General features: G+C 35.3%; 29 protein-coding genes and 1 pseudogene. 21 read left to right on the forward strand and 9 right to left on the reverse strand.

Features of this window, described 5'->3' with window-relative positions; genetic code table 11:
* Window positions 1-234 precede the first annotated feature (234 nt).
* The 6 genes from WAX78_RS00105 to WAX78_RS00130 all read left to right on the forward strand — a co-directional run bounded on the left by WAX78_RS00105 (window position 235) and on the right by WAX78_RS00130 (window position 4,842).
* Window positions 235-1,887, forward strand: coding sequence for a peptide ABC transporter substrate-binding protein (locus tag WAX78_RS00105; protein ID WP_336480297.1), 1,653 nt, complete (start codon window positions 235-237; stop codon window positions 1,885-1,887).
* 329 nt (window positions 1,888-2,216) lie between these two features.
* Window positions 2,217-2,633, forward strand: a complete 417-nt coding sequence (gene fosB / locus WAX78_RS00110; RefSeq protein WP_336480298.1) for a FosB/FosD family fosfomycin resistance bacillithiol transferase — start codon at window positions 2,217-2,219, stop codon at window positions 2,631-2,633.
* A 23-nt stretch (window positions 2,634-2,656) separates the two neighbouring features.
* Window positions 2,657-3,202 carry a short-chain dehydrogenase gene (locus tag WAX78_RS00115; protein WP_336480299.1) on the forward strand — a complete coding sequence of 182 codons (546 nt, stop codon included), beginning with the start codon at window positions 2,657-2,659 and terminating at the stop codon, window positions 3,200-3,202.
* Between the two features lie 14 nt (window positions 3,203-3,216).
* Entirely contained in the window at window positions 3,217-3,834 is a 618-nt protein-coding gene (locus WAX78_RS00120) for a phosphoserine phosphatase 1 (protein WP_336480300.1), read from the forward strand.
* A gap of 100 nt (window positions 3,835-3,934) precedes the next feature.
* Window positions 3,935-4,294 (forward strand): hypothetical protein, encoded by a 360-nt coding sequence (locus WAX78_RS00125; RefSeq protein ID WP_336480301.1) that lies wholly within the window; start codon window positions 3,935-3,937, stop codon window positions 4,292-4,294.
* Window positions 4,213-4,842, forward strand: a complete 630-nt coding sequence (locus WAX78_RS00130) for a hypothetical protein (RefSeq protein ID WP_336480302.1) — start codon at window positions 4,213-4,215, stop codon at window positions 4,840-4,842. Before WAX78_RS00125 ends, WAX78_RS00130 begins: the two co-directional genes overlap by 82 nt.
* 17 nt (window positions 4,843-4,859) lie before the next feature.
* Here the strand turns inward: WAX78_RS00130 and WAX78_RS25090 are convergent.
* A pseudogene (locus WAX78_RS25090) lies at window positions 4,860-4,928 on the reverse strand (CotG/ExsB N-terminal domain-containing protein); the annotation flags it as partial.
* 839 nt (window positions 4,929-5,767) lie between these two features.
* Between WAX78_RS25090 and WAX78_RS00135 the strand changes: the two are divergent.
* Both WAX78_RS00135 and WAX78_RS00140 read left to right on the forward strand, forming a co-directional pair.
* Window positions 5,768-6,841: a CotH kinase family protein gene (locus WAX78_RS00135; RefSeq protein WP_336480303.1), complete on the forward strand. Its 1,074-nt coding sequence runs from the start codon at window positions 5,768-5,770 to the stop codon at window positions 6,839-6,841.
* 82 nt (window positions 6,842-6,923) lie between these two features.
* A complete protein-coding gene (locus WAX78_RS00140; protein ID WP_336480304.1) occupies window positions 6,924-7,541 on the forward strand; it encodes an NUDIX hydrolase in 618 nt (205 codons plus the stop codon).
* 38 nt (window positions 7,542-7,579) lie between these two features.
* Here WAX78_RS00140 and WAX78_RS00145 read toward each other — a convergent pair whose 3' ends face one another.
* Together WAX78_RS00145 and WAX78_RS00150 are read right to left on the reverse strand one after the other, a co-directional pair.
* Window positions 7,580-7,831 (reverse strand): GNAT family N-acetyltransferase, encoded by a 252-nt coding sequence (locus tag WAX78_RS00145; protein ID WP_336480305.1) that lies wholly within the window; start codon window positions 7,829-7,831, stop codon window positions 7,580-7,582.
* Window positions 7,809-8,015: a hypothetical protein gene (locus WAX78_RS00150; protein ID WP_336480306.1), complete on the reverse strand. Its 207-nt coding sequence runs from the start codon at window positions 8,013-8,015 to the stop codon at window positions 7,809-7,811. The genes WAX78_RS00145 and WAX78_RS00150 overlap by 23 nt, the downstream gene beginning before the upstream one ends.
* 153 nt (window positions 8,016-8,168) lie before the next feature.
* Between WAX78_RS00150 and uptA the strand changes: the two genes are divergently transcribed.
* The 5 genes from uptA to WAX78_RS00175 all read left to right on the forward strand — a co-directional run bounded on the left by uptA (window position 8,169) and on the right by WAX78_RS00175 (window position 13,754).
* Complete coding sequence (gene uptA / locus WAX78_RS00155) at window positions 8,169-8,771, forward strand: undecaprenyl phosphate transporter UptA (RefSeq protein WP_336480307.1); 603 nt, start codon at window positions 8,169-8,171, stop codon at window positions 8,769-8,771.
* A 345-nt stretch (window positions 8,772-9,116) separates the two neighbouring features.
* Complete coding sequence (locus tag WAX78_RS00160; RefSeq protein ID WP_336480308.1) at window positions 9,117-10,496, forward strand: putative polysaccharide biosynthesis protein; 1,380 nt, start codon at window positions 9,117-9,119, stop codon at window positions 10,494-10,496.
* A 338-nt stretch (window positions 10,497-10,834) separates the two neighbouring features.
* Window positions 10,835-11,776 (forward strand): magnesium transporter CorA family protein, encoded by a 942-nt coding sequence (locus WAX78_RS00165; RefSeq protein WP_098310478.1) that lies wholly within the window; start codon window positions 10,835-10,837, stop codon window positions 11,774-11,776.
* 211 nt (window positions 11,777-11,987) lie between these two features.
* Window positions 11,988-12,884 carry a permease gene (locus WAX78_RS00170; RefSeq protein ID WP_336480309.1) on the forward strand — a complete coding sequence of 299 codons (897 nt, stop codon included), beginning with the start codon at window positions 11,988-11,990 and terminating at the stop codon, window positions 12,882-12,884.
* Between the two features lie 3 nt (window positions 12,885-12,887).
* Complete coding sequence (locus WAX78_RS00175; RefSeq protein ID WP_336480310.1) at window positions 12,888-13,754, forward strand: TIGR03943 family putative permease subunit; 867 nt, start codon at window positions 12,888-12,890, stop codon at window positions 13,752-13,754.
* A 235-nt stretch (window positions 13,755-13,989) separates the two neighbouring features.
* Here the strand turns inward: WAX78_RS00175 and WAX78_RS00180 are convergent, their stop codons facing one another.
* A complete protein-coding gene (locus WAX78_RS00180) occupies window positions 13,990-14,079 on the reverse strand; it encodes a YjcZ family sporulation protein (protein WP_098310481.1) in 90 nt (29 codons plus the stop codon).
* A 158-nt stretch (window positions 14,080-14,237) separates the two neighbouring features.
* On the opposite strand from WAX78_RS00180, the gene cls reads away from it, so the two are divergent.
* Window positions 14,238-15,425 carry a cardiolipin synthase gene (gene cls / locus WAX78_RS00185; RefSeq protein ID WP_336480311.1) on the forward strand — a complete coding sequence of 396 codons (1,188 nt, stop codon included), beginning with the start codon at window positions 14,238-14,240 and terminating at the stop codon, window positions 15,423-15,425.
* 32 nt (window positions 15,426-15,457) lie between these two features.
* On the forward strand, window positions 15,458-15,916 hold the full coding sequence (locus WAX78_RS00190) for a spore coat protein (RefSeq protein ID WP_336480312.1): 459 nt from the start codon (window positions 15,458-15,460) through the stop codon (window positions 15,914-15,916).
* Between the two features lie 80 nt (window positions 15,917-15,996).
* Here the strand turns inward: WAX78_RS00190 and WAX78_RS00195 are convergent, their stop codons facing one another.
* Complete coding sequence (locus tag WAX78_RS00195) at window positions 15,997-16,782, reverse strand: SDR family oxidoreductase (RefSeq protein WP_336480313.1); 786 nt, start codon at window positions 16,780-16,782, stop codon at window positions 15,997-15,999.
* 187 nt (window positions 16,783-16,969) lie between these two features.
* Between WAX78_RS00195 and WAX78_RS00200 the strand changes: the two genes are divergently transcribed.
* Window positions 16,970-17,167 carry a hypothetical protein gene (locus WAX78_RS00200; protein ID WP_336480314.1) on the forward strand — a complete coding sequence of 66 codons (198 nt, stop codon included), beginning with the start codon at window positions 16,970-16,972 and terminating at the stop codon, window positions 17,165-17,167.
* A 105-nt stretch (window positions 17,168-17,272) separates the two neighbouring features.
* Window positions 17,273-17,893: an NAD(P)-dependent oxidoreductase gene (locus WAX78_RS00205; protein ID WP_336480315.1), complete on the forward strand. Its 621-nt coding sequence runs from the start codon at window positions 17,273-17,275 to the stop codon at window positions 17,891-17,893.
* A 25-nt stretch (window positions 17,894-17,918) separates the two neighbouring features.
* Here WAX78_RS00205 and WAX78_RS00210 read toward each other — a convergent pair whose 3' ends face one another.
* The 3 genes from WAX78_RS00210 to WAX78_RS00220 form a co-directional block, all read right to left on the reverse strand.
* Window positions 17,919-18,401: a DUF456 domain-containing protein gene (locus tag WAX78_RS00210; protein ID WP_336480316.1), complete on the reverse strand. Its 483-nt coding sequence runs from the start codon at window positions 18,399-18,401 to the stop codon at window positions 17,919-17,921.
* Window positions 18,398-19,711, reverse strand: a complete 1,314-nt coding sequence (locus tag WAX78_RS00215) for a hemolysin family protein (RefSeq protein WP_336480317.1) — start codon at window positions 19,709-19,711, stop codon at window positions 18,398-18,400. The genes WAX78_RS00210 and WAX78_RS00215 overlap by 4 nt, the downstream gene beginning before the upstream one ends.
* 230 nt (window positions 19,712-19,941) lie before the next feature.
* Window positions 19,942-20,829, reverse strand: coding sequence for a hypothetical protein (locus WAX78_RS00220; protein ID WP_336480318.1), 888 nt, complete (start codon window positions 20,827-20,829; stop codon window positions 19,942-19,944).
* 265 nt (window positions 20,830-21,094) lie between these two features.
* Between WAX78_RS00220 and cbpA the strand changes: the two genes are divergently transcribed.
* Entirely contained in the window at window positions 21,095-21,742 is a 648-nt protein-coding gene (gene cbpA, locus WAX78_RS00225; RefSeq protein ID WP_336480319.1) for a cyclic di-AMP binding protein CbpA, read from the forward strand.
* 154 nt (window positions 21,743-21,896) lie between these two features.
* Window positions 21,897-22,226 (forward strand): chaperone CsaA, encoded by a 330-nt coding sequence (csaA, locus tag WAX78_RS00230; RefSeq protein ID WP_336480320.1) that lies wholly within the window; start codon window positions 21,897-21,899, stop codon window positions 22,224-22,226.
* A 153-nt stretch (window positions 22,227-22,379) separates the two neighbouring features.
* Here csaA and WAX78_RS00235 read toward each other — a convergent pair whose 3' ends face one another.
* Window positions 22,380-22,670 (reverse strand): hypothetical protein, encoded by a 291-nt coding sequence (locus tag WAX78_RS00235; RefSeq protein WP_336480321.1) that lies wholly within the window; start codon window positions 22,668-22,670, stop codon window positions 22,380-22,382.
* A gap of 89 nt (window positions 22,671-22,759) precedes the next feature.
* Here WAX78_RS00235 and spoIIP point away from each other — a divergent pair, with 89 nt between their 5' ends.
* Together spoIIP and WAX78_RS00245 are read left to right on the forward strand one after the other, a co-directional pair.
* Entirely contained in the window at window positions 22,760-23,914 is a 1,155-nt protein-coding gene (gene spoIIP, locus WAX78_RS00240; protein ID WP_336480322.1) for a stage II sporulation protein P, read from the forward strand.
* A 347-nt stretch (window positions 23,915-24,261) separates the two neighbouring features.
* The gene (locus WAX78_RS00245) at window positions 24,262-25,002 is read left to right on the forward strand and encodes a M15 family metallopeptidase (RefSeq protein ID WP_336480323.1); all 741 of its coding nucleotides are present in this window, start codon (window positions 24,262-24,264) and stop codon (window positions 25,000-25,002) included.
* Window positions 25,003-25,402 lie beyond the last annotated feature (400 nt).

Here is a 25,402-nt window from a genome sequence, read left to right on the forward strand (position 1 = left end):
CAAATCTTTCAATTGTTAAGATCTGTTCTCATGAGATGATAAGGGTATTTTACAAAGTAAAACAGACATTAATAGAATTATGTTTTCGTTAATTATGAGATAAAAGTGACATGTTTCACTTTTTCTTTTTTTTACAGATAGTATTTGAAATTATCAGAAAATTATGTATAATACTAATCAAGAGTACTTGGTCTTATTTTTAATTGTTATATACAGAAAGAGGGGAAAAGATTTATGAAGAAGAAAGCATCACTTATTACAGCAATTGCACTCTCTACAAGTGTGTTAGTTGCCGGATGTGGAAATGGAGAAAAAGCATCAACAACAGAAAAGAGCGGCAATGAAGCGCTTGCTGATAAACAAGTGCTAAATTTACTAGAAACAGCAGAAATTCCTTCTATGGATACATCGAAGTCAACTGATACTGTATCGTTTCGTGTATTTGTAAACGCAATGGAAGGATTATATCGGTTAGATAAAGAGAATAAGCCAACGCCTGGTATGGCTAAAGATGTGAAAATTAGTGAAGATAAGAAAACGTATACATTTCATTTGCGAGATGCAAAATGGTCAAACGGAGAGCCTGTAAAAGCACAAGATTTTGTGTTTGCTTGGCGACGTGCTGTTGATAAAGCAACTGCATCGGAATACGCTTTTATTTTGTTTGATGTGAAAAATGCGGAGAAAATTAATAAAGGAGAACTACCGCTTGAACAGCTCGGTGTCACAGCAAAAGATGATAAGACATTAGTGGTTGAGTTAGAGAAACCTACACCATATTTCTTAGAGCTTACGACATTCCCAACATTTTTCCCGCTAAATGAAAAATATGTGAAAGAACAAGGGGATAAATACGCATTAGAAGCAGATAAATTATTGTATAATGGACCGTTTGTGATGAGTGGATGGAAACATGAACAAAGCTATCAATTAAAGAAAAATCCAAACTATTGGGATAAAGATAATGTGAAGCTAGAAGAAATTAATGTAAATGTTGTAAAGGAAACATCAACAGCTGTAAATTTATATGATAGCAACGAAGTAGACCGAGTAATTTTAAGTTCAGAATTTGTTGATAAGTATAGAAACAGCAAAGAATTTAAATCAGAATTAGACCCACGTATGTATTTTATTCGTTTTAATGAGAAGAATCCGATTTTTGCGAATAAAAAAGTGCGTGAAGCTATTGACCTAGCGTATGATAAAAAAGGAATTGCAAATACGATCTTAAATGATGGCTCGTTACCTGCATACTACTTAGTACCACAAAAGTTCACAAAAGGACCGGATGGAAAAGACTTCCGTGAAACAAATAAAAACTTCCGTGATGATAAAGATAATGCAGCAAAAGCGAAAAAACTATGGGAAGAAGCGAAAAAAGAGTTAGGTCAAGATACGATTACAGTTGAAATGTTAAACTACGATAAAGATAATTTGAAAAAAGTAGGAGAATACATTAAATCGGAGCTGGAGAAAAACTTACCTGGTTTAAAAGTTAATATTAAACAGCAGCCATTTAAACAAAAGTTAGATTTAGAGAAGAAGTTACAATATGATTTCTCCTTATCAGCGTGGAGCCCGGATTATCCAGATCCAATGACATATATTGATATGTTTACTTCAGATAGCGCATTTAATGAAATGGCATATGCTAATCCAAAATATGATGAACTCGTTGCAAAATCAAAAGGTGAGTTGCTAACAGATGAGAAAGCAAGATGGAAGGCACTTTCTGAAGCGGAAAAAATCTTATTTGATGATGCTGCAATTTCGCCAGTTTATCAGCAGAGCGTTGCTTTCCTGGAAAAATCTAAGGTAAAAGGAACTGTTAAGCATACATTTGGTGGAGATTTTAGCTATAAATGGACATATATTACAAAAAAATAGTACGATAAAGATGCGCAAATATTGCGCATCTTTTTTTATCCCGCACTAACGGGTAGAAAAACCTCACCTTGACATTTAGAGAAGAACGTTGTCCAGCTCTAGCGGCTAGAATCTCCGGTCGTTTCGCCCCCTCGGACAAGGCAAAAAGCGCCTCTCTGCCTTGAGCGCGGGCGTCCTGCGATTCTGGGAGATCCGCTTCCGCTTTGCTACAGAAGATAGGTGGGGGATAACTGCTGGCATGCGCCCGATTGGTGAGAGTTTTTCATCAGTGGGGGATGAAGAACCCTCCACTGATGGAAGTTTCACTTTATTGAGAGGAGATAACGACAGTGATAAAAGGAATGAACCATCTTTGCTTCTCTGTTTCTAACTTAGAGAAATCAATCCAGTTTTATGAATACGTGTTGGAAGGGAAGTTACTTGTAAAAGGTAGAAAGCTCGCCTATTTTGACGTATGCGGAATATGGTTTGCGTTAAATGAAGAAAAGGATATTCCAAGAAACGAAATTTATCAGTCGTATACACATATTGCCTTTTCAGTAGAAAAAGAGGATTTCGCAGCCTTATTACATCGTCTTGAAGCTAATAAGGTACATATTTTACAAGGACGAGAACGTGATGTGCGAGATTGTGATTCTATTTATTTTACTGATCCAGATGGTCATAAATTTGAATTTCATACAGGGACACTTCAAGAAAGAGTACAATATTACAAAGAAGCAAAACCGCATATGGTATTTTACTAAATATCGGAGGGAGAGGAGAAGTCATGCATGTGCTTGTCGTTGGTGGAACGGGAATGTTGCAGGAAGTGTCAAAGTGGTTTGTTGAACAAGGTTTTCATACCTCTGTAATCGGTCGGAATGTAAAGCGTTTAGAGGAAATAAAAAATATATGTAAGGCTTCTGAAAGAGTTACGTGTTTAGCTGTTGATTATCACGATAGTGATGAATTGCGTGCTAAAATTAAAAATTCAATAAAAAACAATGGCCCAATTACCCTTGTTGTTGCTTGGATTCATTCCACAGCTGTAGATGCATTACAAATGATTAGCGAGGAGGTTGACGCCGTTTCGAAAGAATGGGAATTATTTCATATACTTGGAAGCAGTGCTTATAAATCGAATAAAAAAGTAAGATGTTCTTCTTTATGTAGTTATTATCGAATTATATTAGGTTTTGTGGTAGAAGAAAAATATTCGAGGTGGTTAACACACGATGAAATTGTAAGTGGGGTTATAGCAGGAATTCAAAATAAACAACAGGAATGGATTGTAGGAACATTAGAACCATGGGATGCTAGACCGAGTTGGTGAAGGAGAGGATAATTATGAAAACGATGTTATACATTACACGTCACGGGGAAACAGAATGGAATGTAGAAAAAAGAATGCAAGGCAGAAAAAATTCTAATTTAACCGAAACTGGAGTGCTGCAAGCGAAACAATTAGGAAACCGCATGAAAAATATGCCGCTTGATATTATTTACAGTAGTCCAAGTGGACGAACGATGCACACAGCTCAGTTAATTAGAGGTGATAGAGATATTCCGATTGTAGCAGATGAACATTTATATGAGATTGATATGGGAGTTTGGGAAGGATATACACAAGTTGAATTGCAAGAAAAATACCCGAAAGAGTTTGATTTATTTTGGAATGCACCGCATCAATATGAATCAAATTTAGGGGAGAATTTTTATGACGCAAAAGCGCGTGTATTAAAGGGGCTTGAATACATACTTAAAAAGCATGAGGGAGAGAGTGTTTTAATTGTTTCTCATGCTGTTACATCATTGCTTATGATGGGACACTTTGATCAACGCTCTATCGAAAAAACATGGGACGGTCCTTTCATGCATAGTGCAAGTTTAAGTATGATTGAAGTTGTAGAAGGACAAGGTACAATTCACATGTTTGCTGATATTGCACATTTTGAAGAGGTATAAAGAGTTTATAGTTTTATAAAATTAATAGATAAATAGACCGCTTAAAGCGGTCTATTTGTGTTTTAAAAAAAGTGAAGGCCACTTTGAATTTTTTAGAGTAATGAAAGAATTCGTATATGTTTTGAGCATATATGATATTAGCTACGAGAGCGGCAAGAACGAGAGCGTTCAGAACGAGAACGGCAAGAGCGAGTACGTTTGGAACGAGAGCGGCAAGAACGAGAGCGTTCAGAACGAGAACGACAAGAGCGAGTACGTTTGGAACGAGAGCGGCAAGAACGAGAGCGTTCAGAACGAGAACGACAAGAGCGAGTACGTTTGGAACGGGAACGACAAGAGCGAGTACGTTTGGAACGGGAACGACAAGAGCGAGTACGTTTGGAGCGAGAACGAGAGCGGGAACGGCAAGAGCGAGAACGTTTGGAACGAGAACGAGAACGGCAAGAGCGAGTACGTTTAGAACGAGAGCGTCCAGGACCGGGAGGACCAGTACGTTTGGAGCGAGAACGAGAGCGAGAACGAGAGCGGGAACGGCAAGAGCGAGTACGTTTGGAACGAGAACGGGAGCGAGAACGAGAGCGAGAACGGCAAGAGCGAGAACGTTTGGAACGAGAACGAGAGCGGGAACGGCAAGAGCGAGAACGTTTGGAACGAGAACGGGAGCGGGAACGGCAAGAGCGAGTACGTTTGGAACGAGAACGGGAGCGAGAACGGGAGCGAGAACGAGAGCGAGAACGGCAAGAGCGAGTACGTTTGGAACGAGAACGGGAGCGAGAACGAGAGCGGGAACGGCAAGAGCGAGTACGTTTGGAACGAGAACGACAAGAGCGAGAACGTTTGGAACGAGAACGACAAGAGCGAGAACGTTTGGAACGAGAACGGCAAGAGCGAGAACGTTCGGAGCGGGAACGACAAGAACGAGAACGTTTGGAACGGCAAGAGCGAGAACGTTTGGAACGGCAAGAGCGAGAACGTTTGGAACGGCAAGAACGAGAACGTTTAGAGTAGGACTCAGGCTCTTGGTTCAAGAAGTCTTCCATGCCAGCGCTCTTCACTTCTTCTACTGCTTTTTGAATATCATCTTTGGTATACATCTATCAAAATCCCCCTTAGAAAGAAATAAGATTTCCATCTATTTTTAAATAATGTGTTTTCTGTTAATAAAGTATGTTAAGCGGATGGATTGTGTTTGTTTTTTTTTGGAAAATGGTGGTTTATCCTAAGGGATAGTCTGCGGTAGGTAGTCTACTCTGTTTAGTGAAACAACGCTATTGATAGCTAAATTTTTGATCTACAGGAATGTTTTGTTTGGTAGTGTTTTTTGAATAGCGGACACATTTCGTCATAGAAGTGCATTTTTTATCTTTGTACAGTAGGAACATTGTCAGACTTCTGATTGTGGGAACGGGGCTCTTGATATGAAAGTTATTTTATTCCAGTAATCCTTATTTCCTCTATTATTTTTGAATATCACAGTTCATAAATCCCTCTTTTTATCATAGACCGAAAGATTAATCCTTTTCGTATACACTTATCCCGCTATTTGCGGGCAGTAATACTCCCACCTCAAAATTCAGTGAAAGCATTGACCAGCTCTAGCGGCTAGAATCTCCGGTCGTTTCGCCCCCCTCGGACGAGGCAAAAAGCGCCTCTCTGCCTTGAGCTCCAACGTCCTGCGATTCTGAGCGGGCCGCTTCCGCTTTTCTAAAGAAGTTAGGTGGGAGATAAACTGCCCGTAAAAGCCCGATTGGTGAGGGCTGATAATCAGTGGGGGATGAAGAACCCCCCACTGATTAAAGTTTCACTTTATGAAGGAATTTCTTTATTTGCCTGAAACAACGCTAAAATGTGATAAAAAACATATAGCGGATGTGGCAAGAGGAAAAGGAAAAGCATACATTGATTGTAGATGAAAGAGAAGGGAAGGGAGAATATGTTACCTTCTTATGAATTTTATATTCACCCAATGAATATTGTAGCGCTGCGAAAAGATGTTTGGTCTGATGATCCTGTTGCAGCTAAGTTAACATATGGAAACAGAAAGTATGATATTGATATTGTATATCGCGGCTCTCACATTCGGGAATTTGAGAAAAAATCATATCATGTGATGTTTTACAAGCCGAAATTTTTTCAAGGTGTACATGAAATGCATTTGAATTCCGAATTTAATGATTCGTCTTTAATCAGAAATAAGTTATCACTGGATTTTTTTTCTGACATTGGTACATTATCTCCAAAGTCGCAATATGTCCTTATAAAGATTAATAATCGATTTGAGGGCGTGTATTTACAGTTAGAATCTGTAGATGAAAATTTTTTACGCAGCCGTAATTTGCCAAGCGGCTCAATTTATTATGCAGTCGATGATGATGCCAATTTCTCTTTAATGAGTGAACTAGATAAGGGTATAAAAACGAAATTATCAGTCGGATATGAGTTCAAATGTAGAAATGAACATAGCGAAGAATATATAAATGAATTTGTCTATCAGTTAAATACAATTTCGCGAGCGGCGTATGAGAAAGAGATTGTAAAATATGTAGATGTTGATAAATATTTACGATGGTTAGCGGGTGTTGTATTCACACAAAACTACGATGGATTTGTTCACAATTATGCACTCTATCATAATGAAGAAACAAAGTTGTTTGAAATGATTCCATGGGATTATGATGCAACATGGGGGCGAGATGTACGAGGTCGAGAGATGAGATATGATTACTCTCGCATTCAAGGATTTAATACATTAAGTGCTAGATTACTTGATGTTGATGTATTTAGGAAGAAGTATCGAAAAATTTTGGAAGAGATTCTCTCAAACCAGTTTACAGTAAATTATATAAAATCGAAAGTAGAAGGAATGCATGGAGAAATTCGGCCATATGTTTTGCAAGATCCGTACATGAAAAAGAAAATAGATGCATTTGATAATGAACCAAATTTGATTTTTCAATATGTTGAAAAGCGTCGTGGATTTATAATAGAACATTTAGATGAATTATGAAGGCGAACAAAAAAGAGATTGAAAGACCAATCTCTTTTTTTGTTATACAATAAATGTAATCTAGGTGGGGGAAGGTGAAGTGATGGAGATAAAGTGGATCGAATGGGTAAAACAAATACAAGCAATTGCGCAGGTAGGATTAGCATATTCCAAAGATGTGTATGATATAGAACGTTTTCAAGAGCTTCGGAAATTATCAATTGAAATGATGTCGCATTATACAAAAATGGACTGGGAAGTGGTCGAACACTTATTTGCAAATGAAACGGGCTATCAAACTCCAAAAGTGGATATACGAGCGGTCATATTTCAAGAAGAGAAGTTACTTTTTGTAAAAGAAAAAAGTGATGGGAAATGGGCGCTTCCAGGTGGATGGGCGGATATTGGTTATACACCTACGGAAGTTGCGCAAAAAGAAGTGTTAGAAGAAACAGGTTACAAAGTAGAAAATTTCCGATTACTATCTATCTTTGATAAGCAGAAACATCAATCATCACCTTCTGCAATTGATGTATACAAAATATTTATTAGTTGTGAAATAGTAGGTGGTGAAAGACAAATCGGTATTGAAACAGAAGATGTTCAGTTTTTTGGAGAAGACGAATTGCCGGAGTTATCGATAGGAAGAAATACGGAATGGCAAATCCGGCAAATGTTTGCTTATATGAAAAATCCGAATAAAGAAAGGTTAATAGATTGAAAAAATAACAAAGATTATATGTAAAGTTACTTTGATAACTACAATGTTTTTTCTAATATGATTTTTGTTTCACCTTTTTCATCGGTATATGTACCGATAATATTAAATTCATGTTTAATATTTAACATAAGCATGTTTCTCCATTTATTTTTTGTTTTTGTTTGAATTGTCTTATAGCCATTCTCTTTGCACCACTTATGCTGCATACGCATCAGTTTTGAGGAAATGCCCTGTTTTCTATAGGTTGGATGTACACCGCCAATCCAACTATAGAAATGCTTTTCTTTCATAGCCAATTTTAAAGCCAATTACAGTTTCATGATCGAATGCAAGTATTAAAAGTAAATGTTTCTTTTCTTTTATTTCTCTTAGTAGATTTGTATTGGAAACTTGAAAAATTTCTTCGTATAAGGTCAATAAATCTTTTATTATTTTCCTATCTTTTGGAATAGTTTCTAGTAGTTTATATCTCATCGAGTACTTCCTCCCTTCTGATTAGAAATATTTTAGTATATACTTTTAATTATTACATAGTTTTATATCAATAGGTAGCAACATATTGGCAAGGACATGGTTTTATGAAATAATAGGAAAGTATGTGAAGTAAAAAAAGGAGATAAGTGAAAAATGCTAGCAAATTTGATTGATCAGTTACTACAATTTTTTATAAGTCTTGGGTACTTTGGGATTGCGCTAGGACTCATGATTGAAATCATTCCAAGTGAAATTGTACTGTCTTATGCGGGTTTTTTAGTTGCAAAGGGAGAACTTAATTTCGTTGGGGCAGTCATTGCCGGAACGATTGGTGGAACTTTAGCGCAAATTTTCCTTTATTGGCTTGGATATTATGGTGGGCGTCCAGTTGTTGAAAAATATGGTAAATATATATTGATTAAAAAGAAACATTTAGATGTGGCAGAAGAATGGTTTAACCGATATGGTGTAGGTGTTATTTTCTCTGCGCGTTTTATTCCATTTGTACGTCATGCGATATCGATTCCAGCAGGATTAGCTAAAATGTCATTACAACGATTTACAATATATACGGTACTAGCAATTATTCCGTGGTCTATTCTGTTTATTTATTTCGGTGAAAAACTTGGTGGGAATTGGCGTCATATTAAAGAATATGCTGCTGACTATACGCATTATTTCGCAATAGCAGCCATTCTTTTTATTGCTGTATACATAGGTATGAAATTATTGAAAAAAAGAAAAACAGGTCGTTAAAGTCAATGGATTTTCATTGGCTTTTTCTTTATTTATCCCACTATTAGCGGGTAGTAAGATCCCCACCTCAAGATTCAGAGTAAAGCATTGACCAGCTCTAGCGGCTAGAATCTCCGGTCGTTTCGCCCCCCGGACGATGCGAAAAACGCCTCTCTGCCTTGAGCGCGGGCGTCCTACGATTCTGAGCAAGCCGCTTCCGCTTTTCTTAAGAAGATAGGTGGGGGATAACTGCTGACATGCGCCCGATTGGTGAGAGCTTAGTTTATCAAAGTTTCACTTTGTATAAGTTCTAAAAGTAGAAAGTTGTCCATATGGTGTAGTAAAACAGTATAGCGGAGGAATTTCATGAAAGGATCACCGTTTTTACGCGGAACATTCTTTTTAACAATGGCAACGATGATTTCGAAAATGCTTGGGTTTATATACGTTATTCCTTTTACTGCGATGGTTGGAACGGGTGGATATGTATTGTATACATATGCTTATCGTCCTTATACAATTATGCTTAGTATTGCAACAATGGGTCTTCCGTTAGCAGTGTCAAAAATGGTGTCTAAATATAATGAATTAGACGATTATTACACGGTGAAGCGAGTATTGAAAAGCGGGATTATTTTTATGATTTTTATGGGGATTATATCATTTTTATTATTATATAGTTTAGCTCCTCAGCTGGCGAAAATTGTTATTGATACCGGAGATCAAACGGGCAATAGTGTGACGGCTGTTACATATAATATTCGAATCGTGAGTTTTGCTTTATTAATTGTACCATCGATGAGCTTATTACGTGGATTTTTTCAAGGGTTTCAATCGATGGGTCCATCTGCTTCAAGCGTTGTGGTCGAGCAATTTTTTCGAGTGCTAACAATTTTAATCGGAAGTTTTGCGATGCTCCATATATATAAAGGATCAACAGCGTTGGCGGTTGGAGTTGCTACGTTTGGTGCTTTTGTAGGGGCAGTAGCAGGGCTGGGAATCTTAATTGGATATTACATAAAGAGAAGAAGACATTTAAAGAAAAAAGAAAGTATGAGTGTTCCGCAAACGACAAAGTCATTTTTTACACTTTATAAAGAATTATTTGCATACTCCATTCCATTTGTTGTTGTAGGTCTTGCAATTCCTTTGTATCAAACAATTGATACATTTACAATTAATAAGTTATTAATGCAGATGGGATATTTACAACGGGAAGCAGAAAAAATGAATGCAGTTATTGGGCTTGTACAAATGATTGTATTAATTCCAGTTTCTGTTGCTACAGCTTTTAGCATGTCGCTCGTTCCTGAAATGACAAAGGCGTATGTAGCAAGAAATGAACAGTTATTATATAAACATTTTACAAGGACAAATTTGCTTGTGGTATTTATTACGATTCCAGCATCGTTAGGAATGATGCTTTTAGCTGAACCGGTATATACATTACTATTTGGGACGGGGAATGATCCAGCAATAGGAAGTGTGATTTTACGCTATTACGCCCCGGCTTGTATACTCTTTTCACTTTTTTCTGTAACAGCGGCCATGCTACAAGGAATTAATCAACAGCGAAAAACGGTGCTTGGTTTGCTTATAGGAGTAGGGATAAAAATTGTGCTAAATATTGTATTGCTTCAGCAATTTGACTATATTAGTTTTATTATTGCAACGTATGCTGGTTATACTGTTTCAGTTTCATTTAACTTGTGGATACTTTCCAAATATGTTATAAAGGCAACATAATGTCTATAAAGTGAAACTTTCACCAGTGGGGGGGTTCTTCATACCCCGCTGGTGGAAAGCTCTCACTAATCGGGCTTTTACGGGCAGTTAGCCCCCACCTATCTTCTTCGATTCTCTCCATCTTGAGGTGGGGGGCATACTGCCCGTTAATGCGGGATAAAAGACAGAGGGCGCTCTGTCTTTTTCTATTTTAATTATTTGTGAAGAAAAGCGTTTTCAAAAGAAATTTCTATTGAAATCTTCCCATTTGTTTCATATGCTGAAAATGGCGGTTTAAAATAGACTGTTATTTCAAAGTGAGGTTGGTTCCTACATGTAAAAAGAATCGGGGTGATAGTATGTTAAATATTTATTTAACAGACCGAAACGGAAAACTACAAGAAATCGAGGAAATTCAAAAAGGCTGTTGGATTAATGTGCTTCATCCAACAGAGGAAGAAATTCAATTTTTAGTTCAAACATTAAACGTAGAATTGGACTTCATTAAAGACCCTTTGGATGATGAAGAACGTTCACGTATTGAAAAAGAAGATGATAATGCTTTAATTATCGTCGATATTCCAACAGTTAGACATGACGAAGAAGGAAATTCAATGTATGATACGATTCCGATTGGTATGATTGTCATGCCGGAATGTTTTGTTACAATTTGTTTGGAAGAAAATCCGATTTTTGAACGTTTTATTAATCAACGTATTAAAGAATTTTATACTTTTAAAAAGACACGTTTTGCACTGCAGCTCTTATATACGATTTCTACTTATTATTTACGTTATTTAAAACAGATTAATCGAAAAACAACGGATTTAGAGCATGAGCTCAATAAATCGATGAAAAATAAAGAGATTTTTACTTTATTAGGACTTGAAAAAAGCTTAGTGTACTTTACGACATCTTTAAAGGCAAATAAGATTGTGATTCAAAAATTGATGCGAAATAATACATTTTTGAAAATGTATGAAGATGATCAAGATTTACTTGAAGATGTATTAATTGAAAATAAGCAGGCAATTGAGATGGCCGAAATATATAGCCATATTTTAAGTGGTATGATGAATACATTTAGTTCTGTCATTTCCAATAATTTGAACAGTGTTATGAAGTTTTTAACTTCTATGACAATCATATTATCAGTGCCAACAATGGTTTCCAGTTTTTTTGGAATGAACGTTCCGGTTCCTTTAAGTGGAAACCCTCATGGTTTTTTAATGGCTATGATTATATCTGCAATATTATCTTGCGTAATGGCCTTTGTTTTTTGGAAGAAACGTTATTTTTAATATGAAACTCAGCTGTTTTGGAACATTTCCAAAACAGCTTTTTTGCTCTAAAGTATTGAGAAATTAGCATTTTTGCACACTGCTGTTCATTAATCTACGAAATGAAATATGTATAATATGCCATTTAGGTTAATTTTTATAACTACTTGTTCAATTTATGGATTCCAGTTACAATTACTTATTGTTACTGAAAAGATGGGGGATATGCATCATGGAAATGTTTCATTTACCAAAAGCGTTCCTGCAAATGAATACGATTTTTATTTCAATTTTAATTGAAGCATTGCCATTTGTATTAATTGGTGTATTCATTTCAGGATTCATTCAAATGTTTGTGACAGAAGATATGGTAGCAAAATGGATGCCGAAAAATCGTTTTCTGGCTGTATTATTAGCTGTTTTTCTAGGGATGATGTTCCCTGGTTGTGAATGTGGAATAGTTCCAATCGTTCGACGCCTAATCGGAAAGGGAGTACCGCCCTACGCTGGTATTGCCTTCATGCTGACTGGACCGATTATAAATCCTGTCGTTTTATTTGCGACATATGTAGCGTTCGGTAGCAGTATGCATATGGTTTGGTATCGTGCTATTGTAGCTATTATTGTAGCTGTTATTGTTGGTCTTGTATTATCGTTTATGTTTAAAGATCATCAACTACGAAATACTAATTTTCCAGTGGTAGATCATAATCGTCCATTTCGTCAAAAATTTTGGGACGTATGTACACATGCTGTGGAAGAGTTTTTCTCAATGGGAAAATTTTTAATTATCGGTGCTCTTATTGCGGCAAGCGTACAAACTTTTGTGAAGACTTCTACGCTGCTTGCAATTGGACAAGGACCGTATTCTTCACCAATTGTTATGATGGGACTTGCTTTTATTTTGTCGCTATGTTCAGAAGCTGATGCGTTTATTGCATCTTCATTCCAAAGTACATTTGCAACACCGGCTCTAGTCGCCTTTCTTGTATATGGACCGATGGTAGATATTAAAAATATGATTATGATGCTTGCGAATTTTAAAACACGTTTTGTTATTGTAGTTATTGTTTTAATTACAGTCGTTGTTTATGCAAGCTCACTACTCATTTATGCGATGGGGTGGTAATCGATGTTTCGAGCTTATATTTTACTTGGATTTACAATTTTGTTAGCACAACTTCATATTTCGGGTGATATCACGAAATATATCAATATGAAATATGCGTATTTATCAAAAACAGCAGCGATTATTTTAGGTTTTTTAACTGTGATTCAAATGATTATCGCATTTCAAAAAGAGCATGGTAAACATGACCATGATCATGATTGCAATACAAGTCATTGTGGTCATGATCATTCAAAAGACGAAAACACACGGTGGAAACGTATTGTCACGTATACAATATTTTGTTTTCCAATTATTACGGGGCTCTTTTTCCCAATTGCAACATTAGATTCTGATATCGTAAAAGCAAAAGGTTTTCATTTCCCTGTTGCGGAGCCAGGAAATACAGACCCGTTTATGAATCGACAGTTTTTAAAACCTGATACGAGCATTTACTATGGACAAGAAGGTTATCGGGAACTCATGGAAAAAGAGAAGAAGCAATTCGTAACAAAAGATAAAATTGCTTTAAACGATACAGACTTTTTGAAAGGGATGGAAGTAGTATATAACTATCCTGGCCAATTCACGGGTAAAACCATTTCTTTTAAGGGGTTTGTATTCCGTGATGATTCTTCTAAAAAAGAACAATACTTTGTATTCCGCTTTGGAATTATTCACTGTGTTGCTGATTCAGGTGTGTATGGGATGCTGGTCAAGAAACCAGAAGATGCTCAGTGGAAGAATGATGATTGGATTCAAGTTGAAGGAACAATTTCAACAGAGTTTTATCAACCGTTTCACGCAAATATACCTGTATTAGAAGTTACAAAATGGAGTACAGTAGAATCTCCCAAAGATCCATATGTATACCGAGGAGCCGATTCATAAAATCGGCTTCTTTTTTATAAATGAAAACTTTATAAAATTTCCCCCGCTATTCGTGGGCAGTAATATTCTTACCTCAAAGTTATGCTAAAAGCAAAGATTAGGTGGGGATACAGAAAAATTCCACTGATGAAAGGTTCATATTATCATTATAAACAGAAAAAGAACATCTAATCACTAGATGTTCTTTTTCATAGTTTTTTGGTCTACATAAAAGTTGTATGAAGTGGATAGCTAGTTAGCAAAAACAAGCAGCACCCACAATAATTAAGAGGATAAATAATACAACAACTAACGCAAACCCGCCGCCGTGAACTCCAAAGCCCATTGTTTTTTCCTCCTTTTGTTTTAGGTTACAGAATACAATATGCACTTTCGGAATGATTTGACAGGGATATATGCCATGTAAATGATGTTTTTTATTGAATAGGGATATAGTGAGGGGGAAACATATAAAAATGATGATTTGAAAGGAAAGAATTTTTGATGAGACAACTTCTGTTCCTCCTTTTATGTATAGGAATTTTGGTGATATGGATGAACGCAGATGTAGAAGTAGGCAGAAACAGTGTAAAAGAAAATCTGATATCACAGATTCGTTATGGTGATTTTAAGCTTTATGTAGATGGAAATGATTTATATCGAGATCTTTTTGCTGATATTGATCAGGCGAAACAGTATATTTATCTTCATTTTTATATTGTAGGTAAAGATAAGGTAAGTAAAAAATTTTTACAATTATTAAAGCAAAAAGCAGCTTCAGGTGTTGATGTGAAATTGTCTGTGGATCGGGTTGGAGGATATAAAATAAATAAAAAAACGATACAAGAATTAGAGCAGAGTGGTGTGCAATTTACGTTTAGTAAAAAGCCTCGTTTCAAAAATTTCTTTTATACACTTCATAATCGCAATCATCGCCGCATTGCGGTAGTAGATGGGAATATATCATATGTAGGGGGATTCAATATAGGGAATGAATACCTTGGGGAGGATCCTCGTTTTGGAAAATGGCGTGATTACCATGTTCGTATTACTGGTTCAGGTGCACAGGATATGAAAAGCCAGTTTGCAAAAGATTGGGAATTGGATACTGGAAAAGAGTTATCCCCACATGAGATAACGCCTATACAAGGAAGTAACAAGTATCGATATGTATTTACAGATGGAAAAGGTTTATGGACGACATATTACAAAGAGATGATACAAAGTGCGAAAACATCAATTGTTATTGCAACTCCTTACTTTGTGCCCAGTAAAGAAATGATGACGGGATTACAAAATGCATTACAGAGGGGAGTAAGATTACAAATTCTTGTCCCTTTCAAAAGTGATGCTTTGCTATTAAAGCAGGCAGCTTATTCTTATTTGGAAAAATTACTGCGTTCTGGAGCAGAAATATATCAATATCGAAACGGTTTCTTTCATGGGAAAGTGACTCTTATTGATGATAAGTTTGCAGACATCGGAACTGCGAATTTTGATAATCGCAGTTTTTATATAAATGCAGAATCAGATTGTTTTATTTATGAAGGAAAAATCATTGGTGAAATACAACATAGTTTGCAAAGGGATTTCCAGCAAGCAAAGCAATTTTCAGAGAAAGACTTTGAAAAAATGAATATGTGGGATAAATTTCTTGCAAGAGTATCAATGGTTCTGTCGTTTTATTTATAGCATACATATCAGTAGAGAGGAGGAAATATTGAATGGATTATATTGACGAACTCATGAGTTATAGCTATGAAGTAATATGTGTAATTGGTGAGTATATGAAAGAAGTATGTGATAATGAATTAAAAGAATTGTTACAGCAACATTTACCATACTTATTACAAGCGTATAATGAACAGATTAACTTTCAAGAAGGTGAAAATGTACAGCATGTTATTGGTAAGTATCCAGTTTCATCCTCAATTGAAACAGTGCATAAGAACTATAGTGGACAAAAAGATGATATAGAAATTGCCTTTTCGTATATTTCACATTTGAAGCGATTGGCACTTGGGTATGCACAGGTGGCGATCCAAGTGGCAAATCCAGAATTTCGTTCTTTTTTAGAAAGTTGTTTTTTGAAAATGAATCGAAACGCATACAGCGTGTGGCAATATGTTATGAAAAAAGAGTATAGCATACAAGCAATGATGGATGAAGAAAAATATGGATGAAAAAGACAGCGATACCGCTGTCTTTTTGTTATTTTCCACTCAATGTGTAACAAAAAGTAAATTTTTGATATTCAAATTCGTTATAATCCTTTTACCATGCCACCATCTACTAAAAAGGATTGACCCGTCATATAGGTGTTTGCATCGGATACAAGGAATGTGGCAAATGTCGCAAACTCTGAAGGTTGCCCGTACCTTCCGAGTGGAATAGTTGCTTTAGATTCTTTTTGCACTTCCTCTACTGAAATACTACGTTTCTGAGCAGCCATATTATCAAGAGAGGCAACGCGTTCAGTAGCAATTCGTCCTGGTGCAATCGTATTAATTAAAATGTTATACGGTGCAAATTCAGAAGCGAGCGTTTTTGTTAAGCCTGTAATACCTACACGAAATGTGTTAGATAGAAGTAGACCAGGAATTGGCTCTTTGATAGAAGAAGAAGCGATATTAATAATTTTCCCGCCGTTCTTTTTCATGTGTGGAAGTACTTCTCGAATCATCCGAACGTAGCTTAATAAATTTAATTCAAATGAATGATACCAATTTTCGTCTGATAATTGTTCAAAAGTACCTGGTGTTGGGCCTCCGGCATTGTTTATTAAGATATCAATTATTCCGTATGTTTGGATGGTTTGTTCTACGGCTTGTTTAATATCTTCAGTATTTGTTATGTCACATACAGTATAAGCAACGTTTCCAGTATTTAATTGAGTGAGTTCTTTTTGAATTTTTTGTAATTTCTCTTCATTACGGCTCAACAACATTACATTTGCGCCTTCTGTAACAAGTTGAGTAGCAATTGCTTTTCCTAGTCCTTGACTCGATGCAACAACAAGCGCTGTTCTTCCTTGTAACCCAAGTTCCATTTCAATCAGCCTTTCTTCCTGAATTTTTTTTAGTATAAACGAAATGAGGAAGAAATTAAAATAGATCACCCTAAATTTTCGGAAAATTTACACTTTTTAACCATTCCTTTACTAATCTCTAATATTTCCTTTAAAAAAGAAAAGTAATATAACAATGTACATATTCTATCAAAAGGGGGATAAGCAAATGAATAAATGGGTTAAATCGTTAACTGCTATTGCACTTGCTAGCTCTTTATTTATGGTAGGTTGTAGTAAAGATAAGGAGAAAAAAGAGGAAGAGACGACGCAACAAGAAGGCACGAGCAAGGATAAAGAAACGAGCGGAGAAGTAAAAGATAAAGATTCAAAAGATAGTTCCTCTAACTCTAGTGAAAAGAAATAAGTGTTATATGATGATAGAAGCTTTCTCGATCAATGAGAAAGCTTTTTTGTTGCGTATTTTTGCTTTTTCAGAAACAATAGAGAGAGTGAAAGGGTGTGAGTTAGTATGAATATATGTTTATTTGGAGCAACAGGTCGAGTTGGAGTCGGAATTTTAAAATTTGCATTACAGGATAATCATAAGGTGACAGCGCTTGTGAGAAATAAAGAGAAGCTACAAATACAACATGAGAACTTTCGTGTAATAGAGGGAAATGTATGGAATGAAGAAGATGTGAGAGAGTGTGTAAAGGGAGCAGATGTTGTAATTAGTGCACTTGGTACCGATGGAAACGGAACGTTATCAAAAAGTTTGCCAAATATTATAGACGCTATGAACGAGGAAGGGATTATAAGAGTTATAACAATTGGAACGGCTGGGATTTTACAGGCACGTGTGAATCCGCAATTATATCGCTTTCAATCCAGTGAATCACGTCGAAAGACAACGGCAGCAGCAGAAGACCATGTAGCAGCTTATTTGGCTTTAGAGAATAGCAAATTACAATGGACGATTGTCTGTCCAACACACTTAATAGATGGAGAAGAAACAGCTACTTATCGAACTGAAGAAGATGTGTTACCACTAGGTGGTGTGAAGATCACAGTTGGAGATACAGCCCATTTTGCTTATCAATTACTTTACCATGATATTCATTATAAAAAACGCGTTGGCATTGCCTATTAAAAAGCCATCCTTATCATAAGGATGGCTAAAAAATAATATAGCATACAAATATAATAATCATAATGATTTGTAAAATCGCTTTAGCTATTGTGCTGCTTAAAAATCCGATAACTGTTGCAACCCCAACCATAAAGGCTTCTTGTGGTGCTTTTTTATGCATTAATTCTGTTACGAAAACGGAAAGGAATGGGATAATAATTAGCCCAAATGGCGGGAAAAAGAACGATCCAACAATAATAGAAATCATGCCGATACGTTCGCTCCATTTTGTACTTCCGTACTTTTTTAAGAAATAGCTATTCGTAATAAAATCAGTAGTGAAAATAATAATTGTAAATACAATTTGAATAAACCAAAATGAGCTTGTTAATTCTAAGTCGTTAATACCAAATTGATAAATACAAAATCCAGCCCATAAAGCAAGTATACCTGGAATAATCGGATAAATAAACGCTATGAACGATATAATGAAACAAGCGATAATACATATAGTTAATAAGACGTTCACAGTGTAGCTCCTTTTTGTGTATCTATTTTACTAACGGCAATTTTTTTTATTTGATGGCCATCTAATTCTAATGCTTTAAACTGATAATTTTCATATTGAATAATATGGCCTGGCTCAATATTTACGTCAATTGTTTGTGACAAGAACCAGCCTCCGATTGTATCTAAATCCCTATCATCGATATGAAGGCCAAACATATCGTTTACATCAGAAATAAGTACTTTTCCGTCAAGTAATGTTAATGTTGGATTCCGTTTCTCGATCATTGGTGTTTCATCTATATCAAATTCATCTTGAATTTCACCAATAATTTCTTCAATAATATCTTCCATTGTAAGAAGACCTGCAGTTCCACCATATTCATCCATAATAATTGCTAGTTGGACACGATTTTTTTGTAGATGAATGAGTGCCTTTTTAATTGGTACAGTTTCGAATACAGTTAAAACGGGATGTATGTATGACTCTAGCGGCTTACTGGCCCCTCTTGTTTGATCATGAAAGATTTCTTTTGTATTAATCATTCCGACAACATCATCTTTATCCTTTCCAATAACTGGATAACGCGTATATTTTTCATTGGATATAATTTCCATATTTTCCGCTAATGAATTTTCAGTTGATAAACAGATCATTTCAGTACGTGGAACCATAATCTCTTTTGCAACTCGATCATCAAATTCAAAAATGTTGTTTACATATTTATATTCAGATTGATTAATTTCCCCGCTCTTATAGCTTTCACTTAAAATAAGGCGTAACTCTTCTTCAGAGTGAGAAAGTTCATTTTCTTTTACCGGTTGTAATCCAAATAGTTTTGTGAAAAAGAGTGCTGTGCTATTTAATAACCAAATAAAAGGATACATTATTTTATCGAATAGAATTAAAGGTCTTGCGAACTTCAATGTAATTTGTTCGGCCTTTTGAATAGCAAATGATTTTGGAACGAGTTCACCTAGTACCACATGAAAGAATGTAATTACGCTAAAAGCTATAATAAATGATAACGTATGTTTCATCGAACCTGTTATATTCACTTTTTCAAAAAGCGGCTCCAATAAGTGCTCCACAGTAGGTTCACCAAGCCAACCGAGTCCTAATGAAGTAATGGTAATACCGAGCTGACAAGCAGATAAGTATACATCTAAATTGGAAATAACTTTTCTTGCTAGGATTGCTTGTTTATTACCTTCATTGGCAAGTTGGTCAATCCGACTTTTGCGTACTTTCACAACAGCAAACTCTGATGCAACGAAAAAGCCGGAAATAAGAATGAGTAAAGCGATGAGAAAAAGTTTTAGTATGTCCAAGGATATTCTTTATTCCAAACTTAGAATAAAGATGTCACCTCCTGAATAAAATTTTCACTTTAATAATATATGGAAAAGGAAGGAATAGTCAAAGAAATGGGGCGGAGAATATGAAATTTTATGAAAAAATGGTCGTAAGAATATGATTAGTGGGAGATAACTGCCCGTAAAAGCCCGATTGGTGAGAGCTTTCCATCAGAGGGGGATAAAGCCCCCCTCTGATGGAAGTTTCACTTTATTGTTGTGCGTGATAGTGTATGAATATGCGCAATATGGCGATTTCTTTTCCATAATATTTGTAAGAGAGAAATCAGCATGTATGGGATATACAGTAATAAAAGGCCTATTGTGACCAGTATTGGTGAGCTAACACAATACTGTACAATCAATTGAAATAACCCATTTACATGAAAAATGCACTCCATATATATAAAGGAAATCAATATGGAACTAACGATAGATTTATGGCTTGCAAGCAGCGAAGTGAAAAGTGTATTACTAAAAAAAGCTGAATCATGCACATGTGTTGTTTCTTGTACTGTATATAAGAAAGGAATCCATGTTTTGATGGCTTGTATAATAATAATCATGGACGTACTACAAATGATTAAAAGGGAAGAAAAGTATGGAAAAGATATGTACGATGCTGTGAATAGAAAAAGCGTCATGACGATACATTGTAGTAGGACAGTACCAAATGAAAATGGAATCCAGCGTAAAAATGAAAAACGTTTTCTATTTTTAGGAGATAACTTAATAAAAAGTCGACCAATTCTAAGACTGATGAGAAAACCGATAGTAAGTGAAAGTAAGAATCGCATCATAGATAAAAAATATAATTTCCATATGTACGGGAACAACGGGGTTGAACTTTCATGTAAATCAAATGATTTTGATATATCATGTGGTTGATAAGAAGAAAAAAAGAATGATTCATGAATCCAATCTGTCATCGGAATAGAGATAGAACGAAAATGCACCAAATGATTGATGATGGTATATAGTACTTCAAAATAGGATTGTTTGTTGTTTAGAAGAACAGCAGGAATTGGACTAATAAGAATAATAGCTATAAAGCCCAAAAGAAAACGATACACATAAGAGATAATAGAAGACACTATATATTCCACCTACTTTTATAAAATTCTGAAAATTATTACTATTATTTTAACGTTTCTTTTTAGAAGATACAATCTCTTTTCGATAGGAAAGAAAATTTTCATATAATATTTCCTTCCATATTTGTTGAAAAAATGAAATATTTATGAAGAAATGATGACAGATAATGGATGAAGTCAGAAAAATTAAATAAATTATTTATTTTTTTCTGAAAATATTATATATTTATGACACAGAATATATTTTTACATAAGGGGGATTTTTATGAGGGTAAAGGGAAACTATGTTTCAAAAAAAGAAGTGTTATTTTGTAAGGATACATATACGTTACAAGAAGCGCTAGATCATTTAAATAGAACAGGATATCGCTGTGTTCCAGTTCTAGATAAAAATGAAGAAACATTCTTAGGGAATATTTATAAAGTAGATATTTTAGAATATAAAGGTTCTTTAAATGATAATGTGAAAGAGTTATTGCGCAATAAAGATGGGTATGTCAAAGAAGATTCTTCATTCTTTAAAGTATTCTTTACAATTAAAGAGTTACCATATATTGCTGTTGTGAATGACAATGGACTTTTTCTTGGTATTTTAACACATAAAAAAGTATTTGAGTTATTAGAAGATGCATGGGGCCTTCACTCTAGTGTGTATTCAGTGATGATCGGAACGCAAGATTATAACGGTGCTATTCAAAAGCTATCAACTGTACTGAAAAAATATAGTGGAATTCAAAGTCTAATGACATTTGATAACAACGCACTTTATGTACGTAGAATTATGTTTACATTAGGAGAAGGATTTGCGACAGAAGAATTGCAACCGCTTTTAAAAGATTTAGAGGATCATGGATTCCGCGTTATACATGTGGAAGAAATGAAAAATTCACGAGAAGTGGAAATTGTAGAGTAAGAGGGAAATTCATCTCTGGAAATAGGAGATGGATTTTTCTTATCTAGTTTGAAAGAATTGTGGGAAGTAAAAAAGAAAGGTGCATAGGCATCTTTCTTTTTTGAAGGGAAATAAAAGTAACTGTCTAATATAAATGGTAAGGGGGAATATTGAAATGGCTACTTTTGAAGACTTTTTGAAATTAGATATTCGTATTGGAACGATTTATCGAGCAGAAGTATTTCCTGAAGCTCGAGTACCCGCTATTAAGCTAGAGATTGATTTTGGTGAACTTGGAATGAAACAGTCAAGTGCGCAAATCACGAGACGATATACACCGGAAGAACTCATTGGAAAGCAAATTGTTGCGGTTGTTAATTTTCCGCCAAAACGAGTGGCTGGATTCAAATCTGAAGTACTTGTGCTTGGTGGTGTTCCTGAAAAAGGCGACGTTATTTTATTGGAACCAGGTACGGAAGTGCCGAATGGAACAGCGATTAGCTAAAAAGTCGGAGGGGACATAGAAAAACATATTTAAAGTGTGCAGCAGAAAATTTTCAAGTGGTGAAAAAGTAACTGTAGCGAGATCACGTTTACGATAAATATATTTTCTGCATTATATATTAGAATATAAACATTTTCATCAAATCACCTTCCCTTAATTTCTTACGTTTGAAATGAGTTTATGCAGTATCAAATATAAAACGTATATACCGATATACGCACCAGTAAGCAGAAACAGTGGATTTAAAAATATACGATGTATTGTTGTCATAAAAACAGTATGTTGAAGTAATACATCGTATATAACTAATGAAATAATAATGCCAAATCCATATAAACAAACGTATGCGAATAGATCCAACAAAATGCGAATGCGTGGATGTACCGAAAGTAGAACAAATAAACAAGATAATATAATAGGAAATAATCCAATTATCAGCTTCAATTCTTTTCACCTCAATGCCAATATTGCCAAATTGCATTTGGTCTATTCTCTATAGCTTGTACATATGTTTATAGGGAGAGGGTGATCTAATGAATCGAAGCCATTTTTATGTAAAACGGACAAGTCTTCCAAAATTTATCTTTCTATTTTTAATAGGAATGATGGCTGCTTTTTTGTTTGTTAGTATGATTGTAACATCATTAAAAGAAACAAAGTCGACGTATTTATATAAATGGTTAAATGACCTTTCTATGAATGGATATATGTATGTGCTTGGGTCAGAAAATCGTTACTTTACACAAGAATATCGTCATTTAAATGCAGATTTTTCTATCTCTTCGTTTCTTTTATCTGCAACGACAAATATTCGCTTTGATGACGTTCGTAGTTTAATTGGAACAGAACTTCCAGGGTTTTCGAAGTATGACACGGAAATTGTGATTGCTGGAGAGGGAACAAACTATACAAATTTGCCTATTGAATCAAGTGTACCTCTAGAAGAACTTGTAAAAGATCGGACAGGAGAACAAGGAAAGCCTCAAAAAACAGATTCGAATAAAGAGAAACCGAAGCCAGCACAAACGACGGGAAATCGGCAAGTCGTATTTATTTATCATACGCATAGCTGGGAGTCATATTTGCCATTATTAAATTTAACGAATGACCCGGATCCTAATAAAGCAACGAGCGCAACTACAAATATTTCTTTGTTTGGAAATAGACTTCGTGAACAATTTGAAAGTCTTGGGATTGGAGCAGTAAATGATACAACGGATGTGGGTAAAAAACTAATTAGTAAAGGGTTAAACAGTAATAGCTCTTATAAAATGTCTCGTGAAATTGTGCAAGAAGCAATGGCCAGCGATAAACAGCTTCAATATTTTTTTGATTTGCATAGGGATAGTGCTCGGAAAGAGGTAACAACGAAAACAATTGGTGATAAATCATATGCAAAGTTAGCATTTGTTATTGGGAAGGGAAACAAAAATTATGCAAAAAACTTGCAATTGGCAACAGCGCTGCATGAGTCAATAAAGGAAAAATATCCTGGAATAAGCAGAGGGGTTATTCAAAAAGATTTTAGCTCTGGAAATGGTGTATATAATCAAGATTTATCTGGTCATGCGATTTTAATTGAAGTAGGCGGTGTTGATAATACAGAAGAGGAACTTAATCGTAGTATAGACATACTTGCGGAAGCATTTAGTGAGTACTATTGGCAAGCGGAGAAAGTGAATGGTTAAGCGTAAGCAAACGTTGCTTACGCTATTTGTTTTGCATCGAAATTTGTCTCTTTATCTTATGAGAAAGGAAAAGGGATTTAGAAAAATAGTAGCGAATGTTCATTTATAAAGTGATTCTTGCAAATAATTTTATTATGTAAACAACGTAATCGTAATGAATAGGTAAATCGCAGTATAAGAAGCAAAAGCATACTTAAAATTTGGAAATAAGTTGAAGCGAATTGTTTAAACGGATGAGAGAATGGGAAAAAATATATGGTATGTGATGTTTAGAATGAACTGTTATGGAGCGTAACCGAAGTTGATAAGTATTGTGTGGAAAAATTATTAGAATAAAAGGATGTTATATGAAAAAAAAATGGATGTTGTTTAGTATAGCGATTGTCATTGGAATGATTACGATTGCAATGCTGCAATATAGAGAGCATAAGGAAAAACAAGCGATAGAAGCGCAAGGAAACGTTGTTTTTCCGAAGGTACAAGAAACAATTGCAAAAGTAGAGGGAGGACTTGCGGTTGTTAACAATCCAGACTCAACTCTTGTCCTAGTGAATAAGAAAAGGCGTTTACCAGATTTGTATGAACCGCACGATTTAGTTATACCAAAAGTTCGTTTTTTATATGAAGGCGACAATGAAAAAAAGAAAATGCGTAAAGAAGCTGCTACAGCATTAGAGCACATGTTTCAACAAGCAAATAGTGAAAAAATCTTTTTATATGCTGTTTCAGCATTTCGTTCATTTGAACGGCAAAAAGCATTAAATACGATGTATAAAAAACAAGATGGGGAAGCAAAAACAGCGATGTCTAGTGCAGTTCCCGGTACAAGTGAACACCAAACAGGGTTAGCAATCGACATTACATCACAATCTGCAAATTTTCAATTAGAGCCTTTATTTGGAGATACGAAGGAAGGAAAGTGGCTTGCTGAAAATGCTCATAAATTTGGTTTTATTATCCGTTATGAGAAAGAAAAAGAAGCCATAACAGGATATACGTATGAGCCGTGGCATGTTCGTTATGTTGGGAATCCATACGCGACGTATTTATATGAAAATCAGTTTACTTTAGAAGAAGTTATAAAGTGAAACTTCCATCATTGGGGCTTCATCTTCGCCTCTTTGTTTGCTCTGAATTTTGAGGGGGAAATGATGGAATGACGATGTTTTATAAGAGAAAATTATATGCGTAAACAAAAAAGCGATGTTTCTATCTGAGAGATATCGCTTTTTTGCTGTTACGTATACGTAAGTGATAAAACAGTATAATGTAAACAACAGCAAGACGTATATATGATCGAATTAGCTAATATGTAGGAAATGTCCACTTAGGTAATGTAATTATGTCTTATCTAGATTATTTATCCCTCTATTTTGGGGCAGTAGAGAGCAGCTAAGAAGATAGGTGGGAGATAACTGCCCGAAAAGCCCGATCGGAGAAAGCTTTCCATCAGTGTGGGATGAAGAACTTTCTACTGAGGGAAGTTTC

The organism is Bacillus yunxiaonensis (assembly GCF_037104695.1).
In the GTDB taxonomy this organism is placed as follows: domain Bacteria; phylum Bacillota; class Bacilli; order Bacillales; family Bacillaceae_G; genus Bacillus_A; species Bacillus_A yunxiaonensis.